This is a genomic window from Streptomyces sp. NPDC021225 (assembly GCF_044332865.1).
Lineage (GTDB): Bacteria > Actinomycetota > Actinomycetes > Streptomycetales > Streptomycetaceae > Streptomyces.
Map to the genome: position 1 here is coordinate 543491 of NZ_JBIRPV010000007.1, position 24162 is coordinate 567652.

24 protein-coding genes are annotated in these 24162 nt (G+C 71.2%); 9 read left to right on the top strand and 15 right to left on the bottom strand.

What is annotated here, in order from left to right; all coding sequences use genetic code 11:
• The first annotated feature begins 138 nt into the window (after window positions 1-138).
• Window positions 139-963, top strand: a complete 825-nt coding sequence (locus ACH4S9_RS31260; protein ID WP_385346941.1) for a class I SAM-dependent methyltransferase — start codon at window positions 139-141, stop codon at window positions 961-963.
• On the opposite strand, the gene ACH4S9_RS31265 is transcribed toward ACH4S9_RS31260, so the two are convergent.
• Window positions 932-2509 (bottom strand): APC family permease, encoded by a 1578-nt coding sequence (locus ACH4S9_RS31265; RefSeq protein ID WP_398374840.1) that lies wholly within the window; start codon window positions 2507-2509, stop codon window positions 932-934. The genes ACH4S9_RS31260 and ACH4S9_RS31265 overlap by 32 nt on opposite strands.
• Before the next feature lie 54 nt (window positions 2510-2563).
• On the opposite strand from ACH4S9_RS31265, the gene ACH4S9_RS31270 reads away from it, so the two are divergent.
• Window positions 2564-3772, top strand: coding sequence for an ROK family protein (locus tag ACH4S9_RS31270; RefSeq protein ID WP_398374842.1), 1209 nt, complete (start codon window positions 2564-2566; stop codon window positions 3770-3772).
• A gap of 43 nt (window positions 3773-3815) precedes the next feature.
• On the opposite strand, the gene ACH4S9_RS31275 is transcribed toward ACH4S9_RS31270, so the two are convergent.
• Window positions 3816-4664 (bottom strand): helix-turn-helix transcriptional regulator, encoded by an 849-nt coding sequence (locus ACH4S9_RS31275; RefSeq protein ID WP_311724527.1) that lies wholly within the window; start codon window positions 4662-4664, stop codon window positions 3816-3818.
• Window positions 4665-4831: 167 nt separating this feature from the next.
• On the opposite strand from ACH4S9_RS31275, the gene ACH4S9_RS31280 reads away from it, so the two are divergent.
• Window positions 4832-5878, top strand: coding sequence for an aldo/keto reductase (locus tag ACH4S9_RS31280; protein WP_398374844.1), 1047 nt, complete (start codon window positions 4832-4834; stop codon window positions 5876-5878).
• 22 nt (window positions 5879-5900) lie between these two features.
• Here the strand turns inward: ACH4S9_RS31280 and ACH4S9_RS31285 are convergent, their stop codons facing one another.
• From ACH4S9_RS31285 to ACH4S9_RS31305, 5 genes are all read right to left on the bottom strand, one after another.
• Window positions 5901-6374, bottom strand: coding sequence for an NUDIX hydrolase (locus tag ACH4S9_RS31285; RefSeq protein ID WP_311724529.1), 474 nt, complete (start codon window positions 6372-6374; stop codon window positions 5901-5903).
• 38 nt (window positions 6375-6412) lie between these two features.
• Entirely contained in the window at window positions 6413-7789 is a 1377-nt protein-coding gene (locus tag ACH4S9_RS31290; protein WP_398374846.1) for a CHAD domain-containing protein, read from the bottom strand.
• Between the two features lie 85 nt (window positions 7790-7874).
• Window positions 7875-10139, bottom strand: coding sequence for an RNA degradosome polyphosphate kinase (locus ACH4S9_RS31295; RefSeq protein ID WP_398374848.1), 2265 nt, complete (start codon window positions 10137-10139; stop codon window positions 7875-7877).
• 238 nt (window positions 10140-10377) lie between these two features.
• Window positions 10378-11313, bottom strand: a complete 936-nt coding sequence (gene mshD, locus ACH4S9_RS31300) for a mycothiol synthase (protein WP_385346927.1) — start codon at window positions 11311-11313, stop codon at window positions 10378-10380.
• A gap of 62 nt (window positions 11314-11375) precedes the next feature.
• Window positions 11376-12449 (bottom strand): YhcG family protein, encoded by a 1074-nt coding sequence (locus ACH4S9_RS31305; protein ID WP_398374850.1) that lies wholly within the window; start codon window positions 12447-12449, stop codon window positions 11376-11378.
• A gap of 277 nt (window positions 12450-12726) precedes the next feature.
• Here ACH4S9_RS31305 and ACH4S9_RS31310 point away from each other — a divergent pair, with 277 nt between their 5' ends.
• On the top strand, window positions 12727-14454 hold the full coding sequence (locus ACH4S9_RS31310; RefSeq protein WP_398374906.1) for a bifunctional metallophosphatase/5'-nucleotidase: 1728 nt from the start codon (window positions 12727-12729) through the stop codon (window positions 14452-14454).
• Between the two features lie 82 nt (window positions 14455-14536).
• Here the strand turns inward: ACH4S9_RS31310 and ACH4S9_RS31315 are convergent, their stop codons facing one another.
• Both ACH4S9_RS31315 and ACH4S9_RS31320 read right to left on the bottom strand, forming a co-directional pair.
• Window positions 14537-14728 carry a DUF397 domain-containing protein gene (locus ACH4S9_RS31315; protein WP_311724535.1) on the bottom strand — a complete coding sequence of 64 codons (192 nt, stop codon included), beginning with the start codon at window positions 14726-14728 and terminating at the stop codon, window positions 14537-14539.
• Between the two features lie 12 nt (window positions 14729-14740).
• A complete protein-coding gene (locus ACH4S9_RS31320; protein WP_398374907.1) occupies window positions 14741-15595 on the bottom strand; it encodes a helix-turn-helix domain-containing protein in 855 nt (284 codons plus the stop codon).
• A gap of 130 nt (window positions 15596-15725) precedes the next feature.
• On the opposite strand from ACH4S9_RS31320, the gene ACH4S9_RS31325 reads away from it, so the two are divergent.
• On the top strand, window positions 15726-16247 hold the full coding sequence (locus tag ACH4S9_RS31325) for an ATP-binding protein (RefSeq protein WP_398374852.1): 522 nt from the start codon (window positions 15726-15728) through the stop codon (window positions 16245-16247).
• Between the two features lies 1 nt (window position 16248).
• On the opposite strand, the gene ACH4S9_RS31330 is transcribed toward ACH4S9_RS31325, so the two are convergent.
• A complete protein-coding gene (locus ACH4S9_RS31330) occupies window positions 16249-16671 on the bottom strand; it encodes a DUF6223 family protein (protein WP_385346921.1) in 423 nt (140 codons plus the stop codon).
• Window positions 16672-16889: 218 nt separating this feature from the next.
• On the opposite strand from ACH4S9_RS31330, the gene ACH4S9_RS31335 reads away from it, so the two are divergent.
• Window positions 16890-18002, top strand: coding sequence for a sensor histidine kinase (locus tag ACH4S9_RS31335; RefSeq protein ID WP_398374855.1), 1113 nt, complete (start codon window positions 16890-16892; stop codon window positions 18000-18002).
• On the top strand, window positions 17999-18661 hold the full coding sequence (locus tag ACH4S9_RS31340; RefSeq protein ID WP_398374857.1) for a response regulator: 663 nt from the start codon (window positions 17999-18001) through the stop codon (window positions 18659-18661). The genes ACH4S9_RS31335 and ACH4S9_RS31340 overlap by 4 nt, the downstream gene beginning before the upstream one ends.
• On the opposite strand, the gene ACH4S9_RS31345 is transcribed toward ACH4S9_RS31340, so the two are convergent.
• Window positions 18625-19122, bottom strand: a complete 498-nt coding sequence (locus tag ACH4S9_RS31345; RefSeq protein WP_398374859.1) for a MarR family winged helix-turn-helix transcriptional regulator — start codon at window positions 19120-19122, stop codon at window positions 18625-18627. The genes ACH4S9_RS31340 and ACH4S9_RS31345 overlap by 37 nt on opposite strands.
• Before the next feature lie 99 nt (window positions 19123-19221).
• Here ACH4S9_RS31345 and ACH4S9_RS31350 point away from each other — a divergent pair, with 99 nt between their 5' ends.
• Window positions 19222-20313 carry an epoxide hydrolase gene (locus ACH4S9_RS31350; RefSeq protein ID WP_311724541.1) on the top strand — a complete coding sequence of 364 codons (1092 nt, stop codon included), beginning with the start codon at window positions 19222-19224 and terminating at the stop codon, window positions 20311-20313.
• 5 nt (window positions 20314-20318) lie between these two features.
• Here ACH4S9_RS31350 and ACH4S9_RS31355 read toward each other — a convergent pair whose 3' ends face one another.
• The 4 genes from ACH4S9_RS31355 to ACH4S9_RS31370 form a co-directional block, all read right to left on the bottom strand.
• Window positions 20319-20888, bottom strand: a complete 570-nt coding sequence (locus ACH4S9_RS31355) for a hypothetical protein (protein WP_398374861.1) — start codon at window positions 20886-20888, stop codon at window positions 20319-20321.
• A gap of 112 nt (window positions 20889-21000) precedes the next feature.
• The gene (locus ACH4S9_RS31360; protein WP_398374863.1) at window positions 21001-21678 is read right to left on the bottom strand and encodes a DUF4232 domain-containing protein; all 678 of its coding nucleotides are present in this window, start codon (window positions 21676-21678) and stop codon (window positions 21001-21003) included.
• A gap of 100 nt (window positions 21679-21778) precedes the next feature.
• On the bottom strand, window positions 21779-22468 hold the full coding sequence (locus ACH4S9_RS31365) for an isochorismatase family protein (RefSeq protein WP_398374865.1): 690 nt from the start codon (window positions 22466-22468) through the stop codon (window positions 21779-21781).
• Window positions 22425-23075, bottom strand: a complete 651-nt coding sequence (locus ACH4S9_RS31370; protein WP_398374867.1) for a short chain dehydrogenase — start codon at window positions 23073-23075, stop codon at window positions 22425-22427. Before ACH4S9_RS31370 ends, ACH4S9_RS31365 begins: the two co-directional genes overlap by 44 nt.
• A gap of 117 nt (window positions 23076-23192) precedes the next feature.
• On the opposite strand from ACH4S9_RS31370, the gene ACH4S9_RS31375 reads away from it, so the two are divergent.
• A complete protein-coding gene (locus ACH4S9_RS31375) occupies window positions 23193-24071 on the top strand; it encodes a helix-turn-helix transcriptional regulator (protein WP_398374869.1) in 879 nt (292 codons plus the stop codon).
• The last annotated feature ends 91 nt before the right edge of the window (window positions 24072-24162 follow it).

Here is a 24162-nt window from a genome sequence, read left to right on the forward strand (position 1 = left end):
CGGACGTGCCCTGCCAACCCCTCAACACCGGAACCTCTCGTTCCCATTTCCGCTTTGCCAAAGCGTGACGTTCTGGGGGGCAGATGCTCCGGGGGCGGGGGTTCTGGGGCTGGATACTGCGGCGCTTAGGCTCGGCGCATGTCTGTCCGCGTCCCCCCGCAGCCCTCCCCGCCGCCGGGCCGGCCCATCGGGTCGGCGACCCGGGGGACCACCAACCCCAACCGGCTGCGCCGCATGGACCGGTGGATCGCCGCCGCCCACGGCCCCGCGCTGCGCCGCGCCGAGGCGCCCGTCGCCGTCGACCTGGGGTACGGGGCCGCGCCGTGGACCGCCGTCGAGCTGCTGGTCAGGCTGCGTACGGTGCGACCGGACGCCCGGGTCGTGGGGGTCGAGATCGACCCGGACCGCGTCGCCGCCGCCCGCCCCTACCGCCGGGAGGGGCTGGACTTCGCGCACGGCGGGTTCGAGGTGCCGCTGCCGGACGGCGCGCGGCCCGCGCTGATCCGGGCGGCCAATGTGCTGCGGCAGTACGACGAGGGCGAGGTCGCGGACGTATGGCGGCGGCTGTGCGCACGGCTGGCGCCGGGCGGGCTGCTGGTGGAGGGGACCTGCGACGAGATAGGGCGGCGGCATGTGTGGGTCGCCCTCACCCCGCACGGTCCGCGCACCGTGACCTTCGCGGCGCGGCTCGGCTCCCTGGACCGCCCGTCCGACCTGGCCGAACGGCTGCCGAAGGCGCTCATCCACCGCAATGTGCCGGGCGAGCCGGTGCATGCCTTCCTGCGCGACTTCGACCGCGTCTGGGCGGCCGCCGCCCCGTACGCCGCGCTGAGCGCTCGCCAGCGCTGGATACGCAGCGCCGAGGCGCTGCGCGCCGCGGGCTGGCCGCTCGTGGACGGCCCGCGGCGTTGGCGCCAGGGCGAGGTGACCGTCAGCTGGGAGGCTCTGGCGCCACGCTCGTGACCCCGCCTGTGCCCGTCCCCGTGCCCGGCCCCGTGCCCGGCGCCGCCCCCGTACCCGCGCCCGCTCCCTGGGCGCCTCCGCCCAGATACTCCTCGCTGATCTCCTTCGGCCCGAACGGCCACACCTTCTCGAACCGCGCCCAGAGCACGAACGCCACGCACCCCGCCGCGACCCAGGCCAGCGACCATTCGATGGGGTGGCGCCCGGGCGAGTTCTTGTCCGCGTACCCGTAGATCACCAGCCAGCCGACCAGCGCGACCAGGCTCGGCACCGGATACAGCCACATCCGGTACGGGCGCCGCAGCGCGGGCTGGCGACGGCGCAGCACCGTCAGGGCGAGGATCTGCGCCAGCGCCTGCACGATCACCATCACGGTGGTGAGCAGCTGGATGAGCGTGGCCAGGTCGGTGTGGCGGCCGATGAGGAAGCCGACGGCGGTGACCACGCCCATCGTGGCCAGGCCCAGCACGGGGAACCGATGGCGCGGATGGAGCGTGCCGTACGGGCGGAAGAAGACGCGCTCGCGGGCGGCGTCGTACGGGACGCGGGAGCCGCCGAGCAGCCCAGCGAAGACGGACGCGAAGGCCGTGACCAGGATGAGGACCGTGACGACATCGGCCGCGCCCTTCCCCCAGGTCTCCTCCAGGACCGCGGACGCGACGGACTTGGACGCCACCGAGTTCGGATCGAGCATCTGATGCCAGTCGACGACGCCGAGGGTGCCGATCTGGAGCAGCAGATAGATGCCCATGATGCCGAGGATCGAGGCGACGATCGCGCGCGGCAGGGTGCGGCCGGGGTCCTTGATCTCGGCGCCCATGTACGCGGCGGTGTTGTAGCCGAGGTAGTCGTAGATGCCGATGGTCAGCCCCGCCGCGAAGCCGGTCCAGAACGCTCCGGACCCCAGGTCGAAGGCGTGCGCGGGGTAGGTGAAGGCCTTGTCCGCGTCGAAGTCGCTGAGCGCCGCGGCGATCACCAGCACCACCGAGCAGATCATCACGCCCCACATCACGGCGGTGATCTTGGCGATGTGCTCCACGCCGCGCCACAGCAGCGCCACGACGAGGACGATGACGCCGAGCCCGACCAGGTCGCCCTGCGTCTGCGTCATGCCGCTCCACAGATACCCGAGGTACTGCACAAGACCGACCACGCCGGTGGACATGATCAGCGGAATGAACAGCATCGCCGTCCAGACGAACAGAAACGGCATCAGCTTGCCGCTGCGGTACTGGAAGGCCTGGCGCAGATAGACATAGCTGCCCCCGGCCCCCGGCAGCGAGGCGCCCAGCTCGGCCCAGATCAGCCCGTCCGCCAGCGCCAGCACCGCGCCCGCGAGAAACCCGATGACGGCCTGCGGCCCGCCGAAGGCGTCGACCATGAGCGGGATGGTCACGAACGGGCCGATGCCGCACATCTGGCTCATGTTGATGGCCGTGGCCTGGAACAGCCCGATACGGCGGACGAAGCCACCCCCGCCGTCTCCGCCGCCCCCGCCGCTCCCCCCGCCCGGCGGGGTCTTGCTCAGCGCTGGTCCTCCAGCCATCTGGACCTCCCTGGCTCGCCGTGCGAGTGTGATTAAGTTAAGGAGCCTTACTTGATGAGTCAAGGGTCGGAACAGCCCTGGAACCGACAGCGGCTGCGCAGCAACAACGAGCGCCTGCTGCTGGCCCGGCTGCGCGCCGAGGGCCCCGCCTCCCGGGCCCAGCTCGCCCGCGACACGGGCCTGTCCAAACCGACGGTCTCCAGCGCGCTGGGCGCCCTCGAAGAGGCCGGTCTTGTACGCGAGGCGGGCCGGCAGGCGCCGCCGGAGCGGGGCAGGGTCGCCGTGCTGTACGAGCCGGACCCGACCGCCGGCTACGTCCTCGGCCTGGACATCGGACGGGCCTGGCTGCGCGTGGCCGCCGCCGACCTGGACGGCACCGTCGTCGCGCGCGCCGAGGTGCGCAACCGCGGCCGCAGCGCCGCCGCCATGGCGGACCTCACCGTCGCCGCGGCCCACCGGGTCGTCGCGGACGCCGGGGTGGACCCGGCCCTGGTCGCGCACGCCGTCGTCGGCGTACCCGGCGTGTACGACCCCGAGCGGCGGCGGGTGCGCTACGCCGGAAACCTGCCGGGGTGGGGGCGCGCGGGCCTGCTGGACCGGATGCGCGAGGAGTTGGGCACGCCCCTGTCGGTGCACAACGACGCGAACCTGGCGGCGCTCGGCGAGTACACCTTCGGCGCGGGGAAGGGCAGCAGACTCTTCGTCTACGTGCTGGTCGGCACCGGCCTGGGCATGGGCGTGGTCGCCGACGGGCGGCTGTTCACCGGCGCGCACGGGGCCGCCGGGGAGATCGGCTTCCTGCCGCTGCTGCCCCGGGTGGGCGGCCCCGACAGCGCTCCGGAACGGCAGGGGCTTGAGGGCGCCGTCGCGGCCGAGGCGGTCGTACGGGCCGCCCGGGAGCTCGGCATGTCAGGGACCAGGTCCGAGCCGCTGACCGCCAAGGCCGTCTTTGACGCGGCACGGGACGGCGTGGCGCCCGCGCTGGAGGCCGTACGGCAGGAGGCCGAGCGGCTGGCCCACGTGGTCGCGGCCGTCGCGGCCGTGCTCGACCCGGACCTGGTGGTGCTCGGCGGCGGCGTCGGCCACAGCGCGGACCTGCTGCTGCGGACGGTGGAGCCGACCCTCCAGCGGATCGGGCCGCTGCGGCCGAAGGTGGCGCCGAGCGCGCTCGGGGAGGACGCGGTGCTGCTGGGCGCGGTGGCAACGGGTCTTGAGGCGGCCCGGGAACGGGTGTTCACCCGTACCCGGGAGGGCGGCGAGTAGCGCGAGGAGCCGTCCCGCTACCCCACTGCCCTACTCGCCGCGCCTACCCCACCGGCACCGCGCGGGCCAGCGCCCGCAGCGCCTCGGCCGTCGGGGACCCCTTCCGCACCGCGTAGGTGCAGAGCACCTGGCCGGGGTCCGAGGGCAGTACGAAGGCCTCGTACGTCACCTCCAGGTCCCCCACCACCGGGTGCCGGATCCGCTTCGTACCGCTGGTCCGCTCCTGCACCGTCTGGGTCTCCCACCGCTGCCGGAACTCCTCACTCCGGTCCAGCAGCTCATGGACGACCTGGCACACCCGGAGGCTGTCGGGGTGGCGCCCGACCTCCGCCCGCAGGCTCGCCACCGTCTCGTCGGCGACCTTGTCCCACTCCGGGTGCAGGGCCTTGGCGTCCGGGTGGAGGAAGACCAGCAGGGAGGAGTTGCGCTCCCGCTCCGGGAGCGCGGCGTAGTCGAAGGAGACCCGGCCGCCCAGCAGATTCCAGGCGAGGATGTCCCCGCCAGGCCCGAACACGAACGCGGGCACGGCCTCGTCCATGGCGTCCAGCAGCAGCCGGACCTCGGGCCGCACGCGCGGCCGGGGACCGGCGTCCAGCGTCCGGCCGTGCCGCCCGGGCAGCGTGATGTTGCGCAGATACGTGTGCTCGGGCGGCGTCAGCCGCAGCGCCCGGGCCAGGCCGTCCACCACCGAGTCGGACACGGTCGGGGCGCGGCCCTGCTCGATGCGCGTGTAGTAGTCGACGCTGATCCCCGCGAGCTGCGCGACCTCCTCACGGCGCAGCCCCCGCACCCGGCGCCGTACGACCCCGTCGGGCAGCCCCAGCTCCGCGGGGTCGAGCGCCGCGCGCCGCACTCTCAGGAACGCCTTGATCTCCGGTTCGGCATCGCCCATCGCTCCATTATCCGCGCGGGTACCCGGAAGGCACCCATCCAGGTGGTTCTGCCGGACCCAGGTTGAACCGGGCCTGGTCCCTCCACGGCACGGGCTGAAGGCTGTCACCGAAGCCAACGCATAAGGCGAACGCATCCAGCGAACCCATCCACGTGAGGCGGAATCCCATGAAGCGCAGAATTCTCGGCGGCACCGGCATCTCGGTCAGCGAATACGCCCTCGGCGCGATGATGTTCGGGAGCTGGGCCAACCAGGACCACGACGACTCGGTGCGGATCATCCACCGCGCACTGGACGCCGGCATCAACTTCGTCGACACCGCCGACGTCTACTCCTCCGGCGAGTCGGAGGTCGTCGTCGGCAAGGCGCTCAAGGGGCGCCGCGAGGAGGTCGTCCTGGCGACCAAGGTCCACAGCTCGATGGGGCCGGACGAGAACCACAGCGGCAACTCACGGCGCTGGATCGTCCGCGAGATCGAGAACAGCCTGCGCCGCCTCGGCACCGACTACATCGACCTCTACCAGATCCACCGGCCCGACCCGACGACCGACATCGACGAGACCCTCGCGGCCCTGTCCGACCTGGTCCGGGCGGGCAAGGTGCGGGCCGTGGGCTCCTCCACCTTCCCGGCGGAACAGATCGTGGAGGCCCAGTGGGCCTCCGAGCGGCGCGGCCATGTCCGCTTCCGCAGCGAGCAGCCGCCGTACTCGATCCTGGCCCGCTCGGTGGAGGCGGCGGTGCTGCCGACCGCCCAGAAGTACGGGATGGGCGTCCTGACCTGGGGCCCGCTCTCCGCGGGCTGGCTGTCCGGCCGCTACACCAAGGCCTCCGACATCGACCTGACCGGCGGCCGGGCGGCCATCGAGAAGCACAAGTTCGACCCCTCGCTGCCGGAGAACGCGCGCAAGCTGGAGGCCGTCAGCGAACTCGCCGAGCTGGCCTCCGACGCCGGGCTCTCGCTGCCGCACCTGGCCATCGCGTTCGTACGGTCCCACCCGGCCATCACCTCGGTGATCATCGGGCCGCGCACGATGGAGCAGCTGGAGGACCTGCTCGCGGGGGCGGACGCGGAGCTGAGCGAGGACGTCCTCGACCGCATCGACGAGATCGTGCCGCCCGGCACGGACCTGAACCGGGCCGACAGCTACTACGTGCCGCCGGCGCTGGCCGACAAGGCGCGGCGTCGGCGGCGGCCGGGGGCGGGGGCGGCCTGAGGGACCGGCCCACCCGGACCTTTCACTCCGCCCCGCCGGGGCGGGGAGCCGTCCGTGAGCGCAGCGTGTCCAGGAAGGCATCGACCAGCACCCGGTCGTGGTCATGTGTCAGCCGCTCACGGGCCGCGTCCGGGGGGAGCCATGCGAGCAGGTCGACCTCGTCGTTGGGTACGAACGCCGCGTCGGCCGCACCATCCGCCGCCTCAGCCACCCCAGCCGCCTCCGCCGCCCAGTAATCGACCTCCTTGGGGCGGCCCTTGGCCAGGTAGCGCACGGTGGGCAGCGCGGCCCCCGGGACGCAGACCACGCCGGTCTCCTCCAGCACCTCGCGCAGCGCGCCGTCCAGCGGCTCCTCGCCCGGCTTGAGCTTGCCTTTCGGGTGCGACCAGTCGTCGTAGCGCGGTCTGTGGACGAGCGCGATCTCCGGCCGGCCGTCGCGCGGGGAACGCCGCCACAGGACGCACCCCGCCGCGCGGATCACCGAGTTCTCAACCATGCGCCGACCTCCCTGTCCAGCCTGTCCAGCTCGGTCCGTCAGGACGCCGAGACCACCAGCCGGTGCCAGATCCGCCCGAAGGCGAAGCGGGCGGCCTCGACCTCGTGTCGTTGGTCGGCGTGCAGCACGCCGAGGGCGTAGGCGGTGGCGGGGGCGATCCTGGGCGTCCGCGCCGCGGCGGCTGCGGCGGCCGCCGCCTCGGACGCGTCCCGGTGCCGTTCGAGGGCCTGCCCGGCGGCCAGCAGCCGTACGGACAGCGAGGGGTCGGCGTCCACCGGCCCGGTGCCCTCCGGCCGCTGCCCCGCGTCGAGCACCTCCAGCGCGTAGCGCCGCAACCGCACCAGCTGCCGCACCTGGTGCCAGGGCGCGTCCTGCCGCTCGCTGGCGGGCGGGGCATCGGCGGCCGGGGTGGCGGCGAGGCCGTGGACCAGCGCCTCCGCGTTGTACGGATGCCCGGCCCGGCCCAGCGGCAGCGTCTCGGCCGCCTCCACCAGCCGCCGGTGCGCCAGCTCCGCGAGCGGGGGCAGCGACAGCTCGGCGGGACGGGTCGCGGCGGCCGCGTCGAGGGGGACCTCGGAGGCCAGCAGCGCGACGGCGTCGGCCACCGCGTGGAAGCGGGAGGAGCCGAGCGCCTGGAGGGCCGCGGTGTGCGCGCGGGTCCGCGCGAGGGTGAGCTGGCGCTCCAGAAGGGCCCCGGCCCGCGCGGCCCCGACCGTCAGCGCCCCGCCCCTGGCCTCGTCCGCGCCGCCGCCCGGCTGCTGCTTCCCCCCGCCGCCGCGCTGCCCGGCCACAGTCGTCGTCCCGGCCTCGCGCTGCGCCGGTGCCGCGGCGGCCGGGGGCTGAGCCATGTCCCGTACGGCGTCACCGCCCGCGTCCGGCGGCGGGTCCTGCGGGGCGTCGGCCGTCAGGGAGACGCTGCGGCGGGCCGCGCGGGGCGAGCGCTGCGCCGCCGCGTCCCCCGCCCCCGCATCTGCCCGCGCATCCCCCGCCGCGTCCCCCAGCCCGTCCATCGCCTCATCCGCCGGGGCGCCCGCGCCCGAGAGCCGGTGCAGCGCGCCGCGCAGCCGGTTCAGGCGCGCCGCGTAGGCGTGCTCCAGGGCCAGCGTGGCGGACAGCCACACCAGCTCGGAGCGGAGGTGATCGGCCCAGGCCGTGTCGGCGAGCGGGCGGTAGACCCACAGCGTGCCGCTGATCCGCCGCGCGCAGCGGCGCAGCAGCCGGGCGGCCTCGGCCGCCTCCTCGGCGTCCACCCCGCTCTCCCGCTGCTGCCGCAGGCTGCGCAGAAAGTCCCCGGCCTGGGCGTTCAAGTACCACGACAGCACATCGCCCGCCGTCGCCGCCGCGAGCGCGGGTCCGACCGCAGGCCCGACCGCCGGCCCGGCCGCTGCCTCGGCCCCCATCACACCGTCCGTCATGTCGTACCCCCCAGGGCCGAAGGCAGCGGCGGGTGGAGCGCCTTGCGGCCGGCCGGCCCTCGTAACCCCGACCGGCGACGACAGATCATGTCGCTGTACCACGCCGTCGCCTCCGGGCGTCTATGAGCATTTCCTGTACGTTCCGCAGCGGCTGTCCGTCCGCGTCCGTCGCGTGCCGCGTCCACTCGCCGTCCGGGCCCAGGTGCCAGGAGGAGGTGGAGTCGGACATGCCGGTCTCCAGCAGACGGTTGAGTGAGGCGCGGTGGGCGGGGTCGGTGACCCGCACCAACGCCTCGATCCGCCGGTCCAGATTGCGGTGCATCATGTCGGCGCTGCCGAGCCACACCTCGGGCTCCCCGCCGTTCCCGAACGCGAAGACGCGCGAATGCTCCAGGAACCGGCCCAGGATCGAGCGGACCCGGATGTTCTCCGAGAGCCCGGGGACCCCCGGCCGCAGCGCGCAGATGCCGCGCACCCACACATCCACCGGCACACCCGCCTGCGAAGCCCGGTAGAGCGCGTCGACGATGGCCTCGTCGACCATCGAGTTGACCTTGATCCGCACGTAGGCGGGCCGCCCCGCCCGGTGGTGGGTGATCTCCCGGTTGATCCGGCTGATCAGCCCGTCGCGCAGCGACCTGGGGGCGACCAGCAGCCGCTGGTAGTTCTCCCGCCGGGAGTAGCCGCTCAACCGGTTGAACAGGTCGGACAGGTCGGTGCCGACCTTCGGGTCGGCGGTCAGCAGCCCCAGGTCCTCGTACAGCCGGGCCGTCTTCGGGTGGTAGTTGCCGGTGCCGACGTGGCAGTAGCGGCGCAGCGTCTCGCCTTCCTGGCGGACCACCAGCGACAGCTTGCAGTGGGTCTTCAGCCCGACCAGGCCGTAGACCACATGGCAGCCGGCCTCCTCCAGCTTGCGCGCCCACTTGATGTTCGCCTGCTCGTCGAAGCGGGCCTTGATCTCGACGAGGACCAGCACCTGCTTGCCGGACTCGGCGGCGTCGATGAGCGCGTCGACGATCGGCGACTTGCCGGAGGTGCGGTAGAGCGTCTGCTTGATCGCGAGCACGTCGGGGTCGGCGGCCGCCTGCTCCAGGAAGGCCTGGACGGAGGTGGAGAAGGAGTCGTACGGGTGGTGCAGCAGCACGTCCCGCTCGCGCATCGCGGCGAAGATGTCGGGCGCGGAGGCGGACTCGACCTCGGCGAGGTCCCGGTGCGTCCCGGCCACGAACTTCGGGTACTTCAGCTCCGGCCGGTCCAGCGCGGCTATCCCGAACAGCCCGGTCAGGTCCAGCGGCCCCGGCAGCGGATAGACCTCGGCCTCGGAGATCTTCAGCTCGCGTACCAGCAGGTCGAGGACGTACGGGTCGATGGACTCCTCGACCTCCAGGCGCACCGGGGGCCCGAAGCGACGCCGCAGCAGCTCCTTCTCCAGGGCCTGGAGCAGGTTCTCCGCGTCGTCCTCCTCGACCTCCAGGTCCTCGTTGCGGGTCACCCGGAACATGTGGTGCGCCAGCACCTCCATGCCGGGGAACAGCTCCTCCAGGTGCGCCGCGATCACGTCCTCCAGCGGGACGTACCGCTGCGGCGACGCCTCCAGGAACCGCGAGAGCAGCGGCGGGACCTTCACACGTGCGAAGTGATCATGCCCGCTCACCGGGTTGCGCACCACGACCGCGAGGTTGAGGGAGAGCCCGGAGATATACGGGAAGGGGTGCGCCGGGTCCACGGCCAGCGGCGTCAGGACCGGGAAGATCTGCTGGCGGAAGAGCGTGAAGAGGCGGGACTGCTCGTCCTCCGTGAGATCACGCCAGCGGATCAGATGGACACCCTCGTCGCCGAGCGCGGGCGCGACGTCCTGCTGGAAGCAGGCCGCGTGCCGGGCCATGAGTTCGCGCGACCGGTTCCAGATCAGGTCAAGGACCTCGCGGGGCTGTAGCCCGGAGGCGGAGCGGGTGGCGACGCCGGTCGCGATGCGCCGCTTGAGGCCCGCGACCCGCACCATGAAGAACTCGTCCAGGTTGCTCGCGAAGATCGCGAGGAAGTTCGCCCGCTCCAGCAGCGGCGTGTTCGGGTCCTCGGCGAGCTCGAGCACCCGCTCGTTGAACGCCAGCCAGCTGCGCTCACGGTCGAGGAACCGCCCCTGGGGCAGCTGCTCCTCGCCCTCCACGCCCTCGGCGTCGTCGACCTCGTACGAGTCCAGGTCGCCGTCGAGGTCCGGGTCGAGATTCCGGACCGGCGGCGCGGCGACGGCATGCGGCCGGTGCGCCGCGATCGAACCGACCGAGGGCTGAGGCTGGTGCTGCGGGTGAGTCTGCTCGTGGACGGATGCCTGACCGCTGGAGTGGTTCATGTCCTCATTGTTCCGCGCCGGAGGCGGGAACGGCGTCCCGGAAGACGGTGCTGAAGCGGCACGGAGCCTCCGGTTCGAGGGGGTCGGCGCGGCGGGCTGCATTCAGCGATGCTCGCAACCGAGTTTGAATCGCCGGTAACGGAGACATGGCGCGTAGGAAATCGCGATCCATCCCGCAGGCGACCCACGCCCCCGACGCGCCCCCGATACCCCGGTCGGGCCCCGGTCAGACCTCCGGTCAGGTCTCCGTGCGGTACATGAGATCCGTCTCGTACGTCGTAAAGCCCAGCCGCCCGTATACAGCGACGGCGGGGAAATTATCGGCGTCGACGTACAGCATCGCGGTCGGCAGCCCCTGCCCCGCCAGGTGCCGCAGCCCGATCGCGGTCATCGCCCGCCCGAGCCCACCGCCCTGCGCGTCGGGCCGCACCCCGACCACGTACACCTCACCCAGCCGCTCCTGCGCATGCACCTTGGTCCAGTGGAATCCGACGATCTCCCCGCCCCGCTCGGCGAGGAAGAAGCCCTCAGGGTCGAACCACGGCTCCCCCATCCGGTCCTCGAGATCGCGGAGAGTCAGCGAGCCCTGCTCGGGGTGGTGCGCGAAGGACGCCGCGTTCGCCGCCAGCCAGCCGGCCTCGTCCTGGCCCGGCCGGAAGGCCCGTACGGTCACGCCCTCCGGCAGCACCGGCTCGGGGATGTCCAGCCCCTCCAGCGGACCCAGCGGCCGACGCATCTGCCGCAGCTCACGGAACAGCGTCAGCCCCAGCACCTGCGCGAGATGGCGCGCCGAGGAATGCCCGCCGTGCGCCCACACCCGCAGCCGCTTGCCGGACTCGCGCAGCAGCGTCACGCCCAGCGCCCGCCCGTGCCCCTGCCCCCGGTGCGCGGGGTGCACGACCAGCTCGGCGGCCGGGGCCTCCACCGGGTCGGTGTCCTCCAGCTGCGCATACCCCACGATCTTCCCGTCCGGCTCCTCCCACAGCAGCAGATGCCGGACCCCTTCCCGCCGCCCCCGCAGCTGGAGCCGTCCCTGCTCGGACACGGCCTGCTGCCCGTCGGTGCGCGCGGACTCCTCGACGAGCCGCAGCACGTCCTGCGCCACGGCGGGCGTCACCTCGTCGAGGACATCGATCCGGCGGGGGGCGGGCCCCTCGTTCAGCACGTCATTCATGGGGCCGAGCCTACGACCGCCGAATTGACCGGCAACTTGCCGGCCAATTTATTACCAGCGAGTCACCCGGCTGATGGATCCCCGTCACCACGGCGCACGCCGTCCGCAAGGCGGGACAGGTCCTCCTCGCTGGGCATCAGCTCCCGGACCTCCGGTGGAAGGCCCGCGTACGTGCTCACGGCAAGCGGCGCGTTGTTGCTCCGCAGGGCGTACTCGACGACACCCCGGTCGCGGCTCTCCGCGATCAGGATGCCGAGCGTCGGGTCGTCCCGCTCCTTGTCGCGGATCACGTCGTCGACCACTGTCACGTAGAAACCGAGCTGGCCCACATGCGCGGCCTCGGCCTCTTTCGTCTTCAGCTCCACGACGATATAGCGGTGCAGTCGGCAGTGATAGAAGAGCAGGTCGATACGGAACTCCCGGTCGCCGACCTTGACGGGGTACTGCCGCCCGAGGAAGGCGAAGCCGACGCCGAGCTCCGTCAGGAACCGGACCAGGTTCTCAACCAACGCGTCCTCGAACTCGCGCTCGGCCACCTTGCCGGACAGTCGGGTGAACTCGACGCGGTAGGGGTCCTTGACGATCTCACGTACGGCGTCGGAGTCCTCTGGAACCGTGGCGTCGAAGTTGTTGAGCGCTGCGCCCTGGGTGAGATGCAGCTGCGCACCGATCCAGGACCCGAGCACACCTCGGGACCAGCCGTGCTGCACGGCCTGCCGGGCGTAGAAGTCCAGCTCAGCACGGTTCTTGCAACGCGCCATGAGCACCGTGATATGCCCCCATGGCAATTGGCCAACAGCCTGTTGGCCAATTGGCTCCGGCCACAGGCTCGCCATCTGCCGCATGTACTTGAGATTGCTGCGGGAAAAACCGCTCTGCCCCGGGAAGGCTGTCCGCAACTCCACCGCAACCCGGTCGATGATCTTGGCGCCCCACCTCTCCCGCTCCCTGCGTTCGAGGATCGTTCGCCCGATCTCCCAGTACATCGCGATCATCTCGGTGTTGACCTTCAACTGAGCGCGCACGTTCGCGCGCTTGACGACCGCCTTGAGATCGTCAATCAGCTCGAAGAAACCATGAGGAAGCTCGGCCCCCTGCGCGGGGATGGACGCGTGATGCGCGAGTTCGTTCTGCACGCTGCACACGCTCACACCCAATTTCCCCAGCAGTCATGGTTTGCCGGGCATGTCATCCGAACAGATGAATGTCACCCCAAGAGTCGCCCACGCGCAATCAGCTCGTAACCTCGGCCCCCCTGCCCCGCTACGCGCGTTGACCGTATGCTGCCGCCGACGCTCGACTACTGCACAGACCCGTACAAGAGGGGACCACATGCCAGCGATAGCCCAACGGCGCCGCGCGGCCCGCCGGTTGACCGCCGCGGCGGCGGTGCTGGCCGCCGCAGCCGGAATCATGTCCTTCGCGGACACGGCAGGCGCGAACACCAGCGCCCCCGCGAAGCCGAACCCAGCCCGCACCGTCGATGTGCAGCTGCTGTCGTTCAACGACCTCCACGGAAACCTGGAACCCCCGCAGGGCTCCTCCGGCACCGTGACCGAGACCCAGCCGGACGGCACCACCAAGGCCGTCCCCGCGGGCGGCGTGGAATACCTCGCCAACTCCCTGCGCACCGCGCGCAAGGGCCACCCGTACTCCATCACCGCCGCCGGCGGTGACATGATCGGCGCCAGCCCGCTGCTGTCCGGCCTCTTCCACGACGAGCCGACCGTCGAGGCGCTGAACAAGCTCGACCTGGACGTCACGGCCGTGGGCAACCACGAGTTCGACGAGGGCCGCGCCGAGCTGAACCGCATCCAGAACGGCGGCTGCCACCCCACGGAAGGCTGCTACGAGGAGGGCAAGACCTTCCCCGGCGCCGACTTCCCGTACCTCGCCGCGAACGTCACGGACGAGAAGACCGGCAAGCCGATCCTCAAGCCGTACACGATCTGGAAGCACAACGGCGTCAAGATCGGCTTCATCGGCGTCACGCTCGAAGGCACCCCCAACATCGTCACCGCCGAGGGCGTCAAGGGCCTGAAGTTCCATGACGAGGTCGAGACGATCAACAAGTACGCCAAGGAACTCGACCGCCAGGGCGTCAAGTCGATCGTCACGCTGATCCACGAGGGCGGGCTGCCCGCCTCCTCCTCGTACAACTACAACTGCGACAGCGGCGGCCCGGGCTCCGGCATCTCCGGCCCGATCGTCGACATCGCCAAGAACGTCACCCCCAAGGTCGACGCCCTGATCACCGGCCACACGCACGCGGCCTACGCGTGCACCATCCCGGACCCCTCCGGCGCGCCGCGCACGGTCACCTCGGCCGCCTCTTTCGGCCGCCTGTACACCGACACCACCCTCACCTACGACCGCGCCACCGGCGACATCGTGCGCACGAAGGTGAAGTCGGCCAACCACGTCGTCGACCGGCAGCAGCCCAAGGCCGACGACATGACCTCCCTCATCAGCCGCTGGAACAAGCTGGCCGCGCCGATCGCCAACCGGCCCGTCGGCTACATCTCCGCCGAGATCCCGGGCCGCGGATCCACCGCGTACGAGTCACCGCTCGGCGACGTCATCGCCGACGCCCAGCTCGAAGCGCTCTCCCCCGCCGACAAGGGCGGCGCCCAGCTCGCCCTCATGAACCCCGGCGGCATCCGCTCCGACCTCGCCTACGCGGCGTCCGGCAGCGAGGGGGACGGGGTCGTGACGTACGGCGAGGCGTTCACCGTGCAGCCGTTCACCAACATGATGAACGTCATCGACCTCACCGGTGAGCAGCTCATCACCGCCCTGAAGCAGCAGGTCAGCGGCTCGAACGAGGCCTCTCCCAAGATCCTCCAGGTCTCGAAGAGCCTCACCTACACCCTCGACCTCACCAAGACCGGCGCGGATCGCGTCGTCGCGGACTCGGTGAAGCTGAACGGCGAGGCGATCGACCCGGCCAAGACCTACCGCGTCGCGATGAACGAGTTCCTCGCGGGCGGCGGCGACGGCTTCCCCGCCTTCAAGGACGGCAAGAACAAGCTGGTCGGCGCGTCGGACCTGGATGCCTTCACGGCCTACCTGGGCGCCCACTCCTCGGCCGGCTCGCCCCTGGCCCCGCCGGCGGCGGACCGCATCACGATCGTGAAGTAACCCTTCAGGTCCCACACGGCCCGGCTCCCGGCGGTATCCCGCTGGGGGCGGGCCGCGTCGTGCGCGGGCGCGCGTTTGCGCGCTATTTGACGTGGTCGAGCCGCCCCGCCTTGGTGCCGCGTATGAAGCTGCGCAGGGCGGCGGGGGTTGTGGTCAGGACGGCCTCGGGCTCGTCGCTCTCGCGTATTGCGATGACGCCGCTGTCAGCGGCGACGTTCACACAGTTGGATGCGTCCGCACTGTAGGAGGACTTACGCCACTGATACGTGGACACGTTTCTCACCTTTCACACGCTGCGCATGATGTCGTGGATGAAGTCCCGCGACTGAGCCGGCTTAAGGGCGGTCGTCTCCATCCGTTCGAGAAGAGCGCGGTACTTGCCCAACTCAGCGTCAACGTCAATGAACTGACACCCGTGAGCTGAGTCAAGCTGCACCGTGTCGAGCTGCGACACGGAGCCAGAGACATAATCGAACGATTGCCCTGTCCCAGGGAAGGTCCCACCGCCGCTGAACGGAATCACCCGAACGTTGATGTTGTCCAGCTCGCTCATCGCGATGACGTGTTCGAGCTGTGCGCGGACCGTACGCACCCCACCAAACTCCATTCGCAGGGCAGCCTCGTGGATGATCGCCGTGTACGACACCGGCCTGCCCTCATGGAGAATCGCCTGGCGCTTCATCCGGTGGGACAGTCGGTGCTCCACCTCGTAAGCCCTCAGCGGCGGAGCGGCTTCCCGCAACACTGCCCGGGCGTGGTCGACGGTCTGCAACAGCGCGGGGATGTGGATGACCAGGGCAACACGGATCTCCTGAGCTTGATGCTCCAGCTCCGCCAAATCGGCGAAGCTGGCTGGTAGATGTTCCCGGTACTCGTCCCACCAGCCTCGCGTCCGCCCGCCGGTCATCTCCGCCAGAGCATCCACCAGATCGTCATCCGCGCAGGTGTAATTGCGCGCGAAGAGCCGCACACGATCCACGCTCACCGGATATCGACCGGCCTCGATGCTGCTCAGACGAGCCTGGATGATCCCGTGCCTCGCGGCGGCAGCGGTTGAGGACAAGCCCGCTCGTTCACGCAGCTTCCGCAGCTCCGCGCCAAGGCGGCGCTGCGTCAACGTCGGGGTACTACTCGGCGGCATTGGCTCTCCCTTGTCACCCACACGAAGTCATTTGGCAGCGCTGCTGCCGATTTCGTAGCAGGTCTACCACTCACTGCTCTACCGTGTGAGCCAAGCCACTCAACTCCACCCGACTGAGGGAGAGACACGCATGGCAACCGTATCGCCGCAGGACTCCGGCCCCGGGCCATCGGACGACGCCGACCAGCCCTGGACGTACACTCTCCGCCTCCCCAACGACCCCCGCGCCGCCCGGATCGCGCGGGTCACCCTCCAGGCGGTCCTATCCGGCCACGGCATGGCCGAACTGACCGAGACCGCCGAGCTGCTCACGAGCGAAATGGTCACGAACGCCATCCGCCACTCCGACGGCCCCGCCCAACTCCGTCTGCGCCACCTCTGCGAGAGCCGCCTCCGGGTCAGCATCTGGGACACCAACCCACTCATCCCCGCGCCCTTCGACACCCCGCCCGGCCGCCTCGACCGCTTCACGGCCCTCACCGAAGCCGCCGCCAAGATCGACGACACCCACGGCCGCGGCCTGCTCATCGTCCGGCTCTGCGCGGACAACTGGGGCGGCTACCCCCTCGCCGACGACGTCTTCGGCATCAGCGGAAAGCTCCTGTGGTTCGAGCTCACCCCACACCGCAGCGCGTTCGACATCGCCGCGTAGATCAGCCAGTGTGGCGGGAACGGGTCAGAGCCAGCCCGCTGAGGGCAGTTCCGACCACCCCCACGATCAGGGCGACGATGGCCCCGCCCAGTCCGTTGCCGGTGCCGAGGCCGCCGGAGGCGGTCGCCGCCACCACGGCGCCGAGGGCCATGCCGATGAGTGCCCCGCCCAGGGCCATGGTGGCTCCGCGTCGCCCGGGACCGGTGCTGATACGGCCGGTGGAGCGGGCCAGCGCCAGTCCACCGGTGACCGCGCCGGCCAGCGCCAGCAGCGCCGCCACGATGGCACCGATCCGCCCGGCGCTCAGGGTGTACACACTGGCGGCGATCGGCTGGGCCGAGGCGTCGGCGGCCGCCGGTGCGGCGAGCGCGACAGCTCCGCCGAGGACCGCGACGACCACGGCAAACGTACGTCGGACGGACATGGGGTACTCCCTCTTCCTGCTTCACGTGGACGTTTCCTGAGCATGTCCGTCGGACCCGTCCCCGGTCGTCCGGCAGGCGAAGGCAATCCGCGCTGCCATCGACGCCGTAGCGGCTACCGCCCGCGCCGGAGAAGCCGCGGAGGTACCGCGTTCGCGGTAGTCGGCTGATCGTCCGTACGCAGGAATCGCCCGCGCGGCCACCCGGTTAGGGTTCGCGCATGAGGGTCGGGGTCGGTGTCATGGACTGGGCGCTCGCCGCCGGGGTGGCGGCGACGCTGCTGGTCACCGGGCAGTCGGGACAGCACTCACTCACAAGCCTCGACCTGTTCGGGTACGCGCTGCTGGCGGCCGGCGGTCTCGCGCTGGTCGCGCGCCGCCGGGCTCCGGTTCTCGTCCTGGCCGTCACCGGGCTGTGCGCGGTGGGTTACCAGGCGGCCGGGTTCGACGTGCCTGCCGTCGCGTACCTGTTCGCGGTGTACGCGGCCGTGCGGGCCGGACGACGCACCATCACGGTGGCGGCGAGCGTGACCGTGCTGGCCGCTCTCCCCCTCGCGGCCCTGGCCTCGGGCCTGCACGACACCGGCGAGGCGTTCGCGCGGGCCCGGGGCGCGCTCGAACTGGCCTGGCTGATCGCGGCCGCCGCGGCGGGGGAGGCACTGCGGCAAGCCGAGCGGCGAGCGGAAGAAGCCGAGCGCACCCGGGAGGAGACCGCGCGGCGCCGCGCCGACGAGGAGCGGCTGCGGATCGCGCGGGAGTTGCACGACTCGCTCACCCATCAGATCTCGGTCATCAAGGTGCAGGCCGAAGTCGCCGTCCATGTGGCCCGCAAGCGTGGCGAACAGGTGCCGGAGGCCCTGTTGGCGATCCAGGAAGCCGGACGTGAGGCGACCCGGGAGCTGCGCGCGACGCTGGAGGCGCTGCGCGACGACGACACGGCCCCGCCGCGCGAGCTCGACGACGTCCCGGAACTGGTGGAGCGGGCCCGTACGTTCGGGCTGGACGCGACGCTCACGATCGAGGGACAACGGCACGACATGCCGTCCGCGGTGGGCCGGACCGTCTACCGGATCGTTCAGGAGTCGCTCACCAACATCGCCCGTCACGCGGACGCCGCCACCGCGTCGGTCCGGATCGACTGCCGTCCCGACGCCCTCGTGGTCCACATCGACGACGACGGCAAGGCGACACCGGACGCCGCCCCGACGCCCGGCGTCGGGCTGCTCGGCATGCGCGAACGGGTCACCGCCCTCGGCGGCCGGCTGCGCGCCGAACCGCGTGGCGAGGGCGGCTTCACCGTCCAGGCCCACCTCCCCGTGGACCGGACCTCGTGATCCGTGTCCTGCTGGTCGACGACCAGCCGCTCATTCGCAGCGGATTCCGCGCGCTCCTCGACCTCGAGGAGGACATCGAGGTGGTGGCGGAGGCCGCCGACGGGCAACAGGCCCTGGAGCTGGCCAGGGAGCATCTGCCCGACGTCGCTCTCATCGACATCCAGATGCCCGGCGTCGACGGCATCGAGGCGACCCGGCGTATCGCCGCCGACCCGGCCCTGGCCGGGGTGCACGTCGTCATCCTGACCAACTACGGCCTGGACGAGTACGTCTTCGACGCGCTGCGCGCCGGTGCCGCCGGATTCCTCGTCAAGGACATCGTGCCGGACGACTTCCTGCACGCCGTCCGCGTCGCGGCGCGCGGCGACGCCCTGCTGGCACCGTCGATCACCCGCAAGCTGATCAACAGGTACGTCACCACGCCGCTCACCACCGGCGTCGGCACCGGGCTTGAGGAGCTGACCAGCCGCGAGCGCGAGGCCGTCGCTCTGGTCGCGCAGGGCCTGTCCAACGACGAGATCGCGGGCCGCATGGTGATCAGCCCGATGACGGCGAAGACCCACATCAACCGGGCCATGACCAAGCTCCGCGCCCGGGACCGGGCCCAACTCGTCGTCCTCGCTTACGAATCCGGCCTGGCAGCCCCGCGCGGCTCCTGACCCCGGGGGTGCGAGGGGCGGTGGTGCTCGGTCAGGACGGCGAGCAGACGGGGTAGTTCATCGCGCTGGGCGGGGGTCAGGGGGGCGAGGAGTTCGCGCTGGGCGTCGGCGATGACCGTATCGAGGCGCTCCAGGCGGCGGCGGCCGGCGGGGGTGAGGGTGATGACGTTGCGGCGGCGGTCGACGGGGTCGGGTTCGCGGCGGATGCATCCGGCGTCGGCGAGCTCGTTGAGGACGGCGACCATGTCGCTGCGGTAGATGCAGGTGCGGCGGCCGAGTTCGGCCTGGCTGGCGGCACCGGCTTCGGCGAGCGCGACCAGTGCGGCGAAGTGCCACTTGTGAGCGCCTTCGGCGGCCAGGCGCTCGCTGACGAGCCGGTCGGCGACGAGCGCGGCCCCGGCGAGCAGGCGGCTGGGGATGGCGCGCAGCCGGGCCGGGACGGGTTCGGGGGTCGGGCTCATGGGAGATCCTCCACCTCTTGCGTTAGTTTCACTAACAGTCTAACGTCGTTAGCGCCGCGAACGTTTATGTGGCGAACGAATCTCCCTGGAGTGCAGACCATGATCAAGCCGTTCCGCATCGACATCCCCCAGGCCGACCTCGACGACCTGAACGACCGCCTCTCCCGCACCCGCTGGCCCAACGAGGTCGCCGACGCCGGGTGGGACTACGGCTTTCCGCTGGCGCGGCTGAAGGAGCTCGCCGAGTACTGGCGCACCGGCTACGACTGGCGTGCGCAGGAAGCCGAGCTCAACGAGCTTCCGCACTTCACCACCGAGATCGACGGCCAGAACATCCACTTCGTCCACGTCCGGTCCGCGAAGCCGGACGCGCTCGCGCTGATCCTCACCCACGGCTGGCCGGGTTCGTTCCTGGAGTTCCTGGACGTGATCGAGCCGCTGTCACGCGACTTCCACCTGGTGATCCCGTCCATCCCGGGGTACGGCTTCTCCGGGCCGACCCACGAGCGCGGCTGGGACGCCGTCCGGATCGCGCGGGCCTGGGCCGAGCTGATGCGCCGCCTCGGATACGAGCGCTACGGCGCGCAGGGCGGCGACTTCGGCGCGGGCATCTCCCTGGCGCTCGGCGCGGTGGCACCCGAGCAGGTCGTCGGGGCCCACATCAACTATCTGCCGACCCGGCCGGACCCGGACGCCGGCGTCGAACTGTCCGCAACGGATGAGGCCCGGCTGGACAAGGTCAGACAGCTGATGGCCAACCGCCCGCCGTACCAGGCCCTCCAGGCCCTCACGCCCCAGACCATCGGCTACGCGCTGACCGACTCGCCGGTCGGCCAGCTGGTCTGGATAGCCGAGCGCTTCGCCCACTGGACCGACCCGCGCTCGCAGATCAGCGACGACCGCATGCTCACCGACATCTCGCTGTACTGGCTGACCGCCACCGCGGCGTCCTCGGCGCGGCTGCACCACGACGCTCCGCGGGGTGGGCCCCTGCCGTGCCCGGTGCCGGTGGGCGTGGCGGTGTTCGCGCACGACATCACGCTGTCGGTGCGCCCGCTGGCCGAGCGGCTGTACGACATCAGGCACTGGTCGGAGTTCGAGCGCGGCGGCCACTTCGCCGCGATGGAAGTGCCCGAGCTGCTCGCTGAGGACGTCCGGGAGTTCTTCCTCACCCACACCAAGCACGACTAGGGGGGTTACAGCGGCGCCAACTCCACCCTGCCGGTGAACCGGCCACCCACTTGATCGGCGAGCCAATGGACGCGGGCGATCTGGTCGCTGTTCCGATCCCGGACGTGCACATAAATGGTGTGGTCCTGCGACGGCTCGTCCTGGTAGAGGTCCCGGGAATTGACTGTCAGCGTCAGGTACGCGTACTTCTGCGAGATCGCCTCCAGTCCCGCTTCGGGAACCGCGGGCCATGCGTCCAGATCCCACCGGACAGCCGCGGGATCTGGCCCCAGAGCGGCGATGAAGGGCTCGGCGCGGTCGAGCGGACGACCCCAGTCGAACACTCGGATCGGCAGGCAGTCCGCAGGGTCGTCGCCGGCCTCCGACGAACCGTGCTCCTTGCCGGCCAACGCCCACCACTCGAGGTCGGGCAGTACGAGACGTACTTGCGCCAGGACATCCGGCGACCTGATCACGGCTTCGAAGTCGACCTCTCCCTGACCGATGTCTGCGATGTCCAGCAAGGTACGCACCGCACGTATCGCTTCAGACAGGTCAGTGGTTGTGAGGACCGCAGCCCCAGCAGAGTTACTCATCCCGGAACCATAAGAAACTGAGCTTCGGACCCGACTCGCCCGCACCGCTAAGTCCGCTGCCCTGGTGTGACGCACCGGGGCAACGGACGTTTATGGCACGGCTTTGGGTTGGTCAGCCGATGGGGTTGACGAAGGTGGCGGGACGGGTGGCGCCGCGCTGGTCGACGAGGGAGTCGTTCTCCCAGGGCCACTCGATCTTGAGGGACTTGGTCTCGTTGGGCGGGGTGATCTCGACCCAGGCCGGCTGGTAGAAGCCCTCTTCCTCCTTGGTGAAGGCCAGGTTGAGGGTGAACGAGGTGCTCTGGCCACCCTCCAGCTCCAGCGAGCTCCACTTCTGCGAGGACCGGGCCAGGGACCAGCGCTCGCCACCGTTGATCGAGGTCAGGTCCACCCCCGGGAAGCCGCCGATCCGGCAGGAGCTGGTGCTCTTGTTGATCAGGACGATGGAGGCGGTCGTCGCGCCCCCGTCCCCGTCCCGGTCCGGGAGCGCGTCCTCGCCCGTGGCGAACGCGGCCTCCAGGTTCTCGGTGCGGCAGCGCTCGACACCCGCGTGCGCCCTGCCGCCACCCTCGGCGGCGGCCTGCTCGCCGCCCTTGCCCTTGGCGTCGGAACCCTGCGCACCACCGGAAGAACCCGAGGAACCCGAGGAACCCGAGGAACTGCCGGTCCCGGCCGCGCCCGTGTCGTTGTTGCAGGCCGTCAGGGTCAGCGCGGCGGCCGCGGTCAGGACCGCGGCGGCAACGCGGAAGGAACGGCGGCGGGCGATGCGGGCAGTGGTGTTGGAGCGCATTTCGGGTCCCCCAGGGGCTGTCGATGTCGTCGTCTGCTCGGTACGACAACAACTCTGACCGGGCCCGCTACCGCACCACTGCCGCCCCACTAACATCCCGCTAACACGACCGCGGGTGGGAATGGATCAGGTCCAGCACCTCGGACGTGGGCCTGACGTCGCCGAACGACCGATAGAACGTGTACAGGGTGGCGTTGTGGTCCTGATCCCGGCGTGCCGCGTTCGCGTCGGCGACCATGATGACCCGGAAGCCGAGAGTGCTGGCATCGCGCGCGGATGACTCGCAGCACACGTTGGTGACGGTGCCGGTGATCAGGACGGTGTCGATCCGGCGGTCTTTCAACAGCTCCGGCAGGGGGCAGCGCCCCGGGAAGAACGCGCTGGCAGCGGACTTCTCCACCAGGAGATCGCCGGGCTGCACGGTGAAGTCCCGCCACAGCCGCTCGGCCGGCGGCCCGGTGCCCCCGGAGGTGCGGTACGACTCGGCCACCTCGGGGCCGAAGAACTCGTCGGCCACCGCCGTCCGTTCACCCACTTCCGGCAGGACCCAGGCGACGGTGCCGCCGGCCGCACGAAGAGCGTCGGCGAGACGGGCGATGTTGGGGACGATGCCGCGGCAGTACGGGTTCTCCGACACGAAGAACGGCACCATGTCGACGACGACAAGCGCGGTGCGCGCCGGGACCAGGTGTGTGAAGGCGAACCGGCGGCCACGACGCCGCTCCTGCCGGGCGTACTCCCGGCTCTCAATCCGCCACGCGTGCCGCGGTGCTTCGGACTCCTCCAGCAACTGTCCCTCCGACCCTCGGCACAGAAAGTTTCACACCATGGGCGTCGCCCTCCACCGCGTCCACGTAGACGCGGGCGACGTCCGCCGCCGGGGTGCCGGTGGACGGGTCCATGCCCAGGGTGACGAGGGTTTCGCGGACCCAGCCGGGGCTGACCGCGTTGAGGCGGATGCCGCGCGGCATCTCCGTGGCGGCCGCGTGCACGAACGCCTCCAGGCCCGCGTTGACCAGGTAGCCGAGCGAGCTGCCGGGGACGGGCTCGGTGAACCGTCCGCTGGTGAGGGTCACGGAGCCCCCGTCCCGTACGTGGGCGAGCGCTCGCCGTACGAGAGTGACCTGCCCGATCAGCTTGCCGTCGAGCCCGCTCCAGAACCGGTCGTCCGACGCGGCGTCCAGCGGGGTGAGGCCCCCGCTCGCGGCGCAGCACACCACCGCGTCCAGGTGGTCGTCCCCGACGCCCGCGAACAGGGCGTCGATCGACGCGGTGTCCGCCATGTCCACACGTACCGGGCCGCGGCGCGAGGCGCGTACCACCTCGTGGCGCTCCGCCAACGCGTCGGCGACCGCGCCGCCGATGGTTCCCGTCGCGCCGATCACAAGAATCTTCACCGGCTCAGGCTGCGATGGGCGGCGGGCCGTACCCAGCCCCCTGCCGGGGATACACCCGTGGTGACTACACCTGGCAGGTGCAGGCACCGCGGGCGCGCGTCCACGAGACTGGGGCGCATGGAGACGCGTGAGGAGCTGGGGGAGTTCCTGCGGTCGCGGCGGGCGCGGCTGCGGCCCGAGGACGCGGGGCTGCCCTCGTACGGGGGACGGCGCCGGGTGCCCGGCCTGCGGCGTGAGGAGCTGGCGCAGCTCGCCGGGGTGAGCGCCGGCTACTACACGCGGCTCGAACAGGGGCAGAGCCCCAACGCCTCGGACGCCGTGCTGGACGCGGTCGCCCGTGTGCTGCGGCTGGACGAGGCGGAGCGCACCCATCTGTACTCGCTGGCCCGGCCCAAGCCGGGGGCCCGCCGCCGGGCGGCGAGGCCGGAGCGGGTGCGGCCGGGGGTGCGCGTGATGATCGAGTCGTTCGGGGATGTGCCCGCGCTGGTCATGGGGCGCTTCTGTGACGTCCTCGCGTGGAACCCGATGGCCCACGCCCTGATGGCCGGGCACCTGGACTACGACTCGCCGAACCGCCCCGCCGAGCGCCCCAACATCGCCCGGATGCTGTTCCTCGACCCGCACACGCGCGAGCTGTACGCCGACTGGATCCGCAAGGCCCGCGCCACCGTCGCCGACCTGCGGTTGATCGCCGGGCGGTACCCGGGCGACCCCGCGCTGACCGGGCTGATCGGCGAACTGACCGTGGGCAGCGCGGAGTTCGCCACGCTGTGGGCCGCTCACACGGTGGGCGACTGCGGCACCGCCACCCGTACCTACCGCCACCCGGTGGTGGGCACCATGACGCTGATGTGCGAGTTGCTGGCGCTCCCGGAGGACGACGGGCAGCGGGTGGCCGTGATGAACGCCGAGCCCGGCTCGCCGTCCGAGGCGGCCCTCCGGCTGCTCGCCGACCTGACCGCCACCGCGTCCCCGGCGGGCCCGGACATGTCCTAAGAGATATCCCGTAATGCCAGGTCAGGCGTGTTTTCCTGTGGACAGTTGCCGGTTCGTGGTCAGCTGTTGATCTCCAGTTTCAGGTTGTGCA

Bases quoted from the DNA above. Each gene is read 5' to 3' on its own strand.
- ACH4S9_RS31260 (WP_385346941.1), top strand. From the start codon at position 139: ATGTCTGTCCGCGTCCCCCCGCAGCCCTCCCCGCCGCCGGGCCGGCCC.
- ACH4S9_RS31265 (WP_398374840.1), bottom strand. From the start codon at position 2,509: ATGGCTGGAGGACCAGCGCTGAGCAAGACCCCGCCGGGCGGGGGGAGC.
- ACH4S9_RS31270 (WP_398374842.1), top strand. From the start codon at position 2,564: ATGAGTCAAGGGTCGGAACAGCCCTGGAACCGACAGCGGCTGCGCAGC.
- ACH4S9_RS31275 (WP_311724527.1), bottom strand. From the start codon at position 4,664: ATGGGCGATGCCGAACCGGAGATCAAGGCGTTCCTGAGAGTGCGGCGC.
- ACH4S9_RS31280 (WP_398374844.1), top strand. From the start codon at position 4,832: ATGAAGCGCAGAATTCTCGGCGGCACCGGCATCTCGGTCAGCGAATAC.
- ACH4S9_RS31285 (WP_311724529.1), bottom strand. From the start codon at position 6,374: ATGGTTGAGAACTCGGTGATCCGCGCGGCGGGGTGCGTCCTGTGGCGG.
- ACH4S9_RS31290 (WP_398374846.1), bottom strand. From the start codon at position 7,789: ATGACGGACGGTGTGATGGGGGCCGAGGCAGCGGCCGGGCCGGCGGTC.
- ACH4S9_RS31295 (WP_398374848.1), bottom strand. From the start codon at position 10,139: ATGAACCACTCCAGCGGTCAGGCATCCGTCCACGAGCAGACTCACCCG.
- mshD (WP_385346927.1), bottom strand. From the start codon at position 11,313: ATGAATGACGTGCTGAACGAGGGGCCCGCCCCCCGCCGGATCGATGTC.
- ACH4S9_RS31310 (WP_398374906.1), top strand. From the start codon at position 12,727: ATGTCCTTCGCGGACACGGCAGGCGCGAACACCAGCGCCCCCGCGAAG.
- ACH4S9_RS31320 (WP_398374907.1), bottom strand. From the start codon at position 15,595: ATGCCGCCGAGTAGTACCCCGACGTTGACGCAGCGCCGCCTTGGCGCG.
- ACH4S9_RS31325 (WP_398374852.1), top strand. From the start codon at position 15,726: ATGGCAACCGTATCGCCGCAGGACTCCGGCCCCGGGCCATCGGACGAC.
- ACH4S9_RS31330 (WP_385346921.1), bottom strand. From the start codon at position 16,671: ATGTCCGTCCGACGTACGTTTGCCGTGGTCGTCGCGGTCCTCGGCGGA.
- ACH4S9_RS31335 (WP_398374855.1), top strand. From the start codon at position 16,890: ATGAGGGTCGGGGTCGGTGTCATGGACTGGGCGCTCGCCGCCGGGGTG.
- ACH4S9_RS31345 (WP_398374859.1), bottom strand. From the start codon at position 19,122: ATGAGCCCGACCCCCGAACCCGTCCCGGCCCGGCTGCGCGCCATCCCC.
- ACH4S9_RS31350 (WP_311724541.1), top strand. From the start codon at position 19,222: ATGATCAAGCCGTTCCGCATCGACATCCCCCAGGCCGACCTCGACGAC.
- ACH4S9_RS31355 (WP_398374861.1), bottom strand. From the start codon at position 20,888: ATGAGTAACTCTGCTGGGGCTGCGGTCCTCACAACCACTGACCTGTCT.
- ACH4S9_RS31360 (WP_398374863.1), bottom strand. From the start codon at position 21,678: ATGCGCTCCAACACCACTGCCCGCATCGCCCGCCGCCGTTCCTTCCGC.
- ACH4S9_RS31375 (WP_398374869.1), top strand. From the start codon at position 23,193: ATGGAGACGCGTGAGGAGCTGGGGGAGTTCCTGCGGTCGCGGCGGGCG.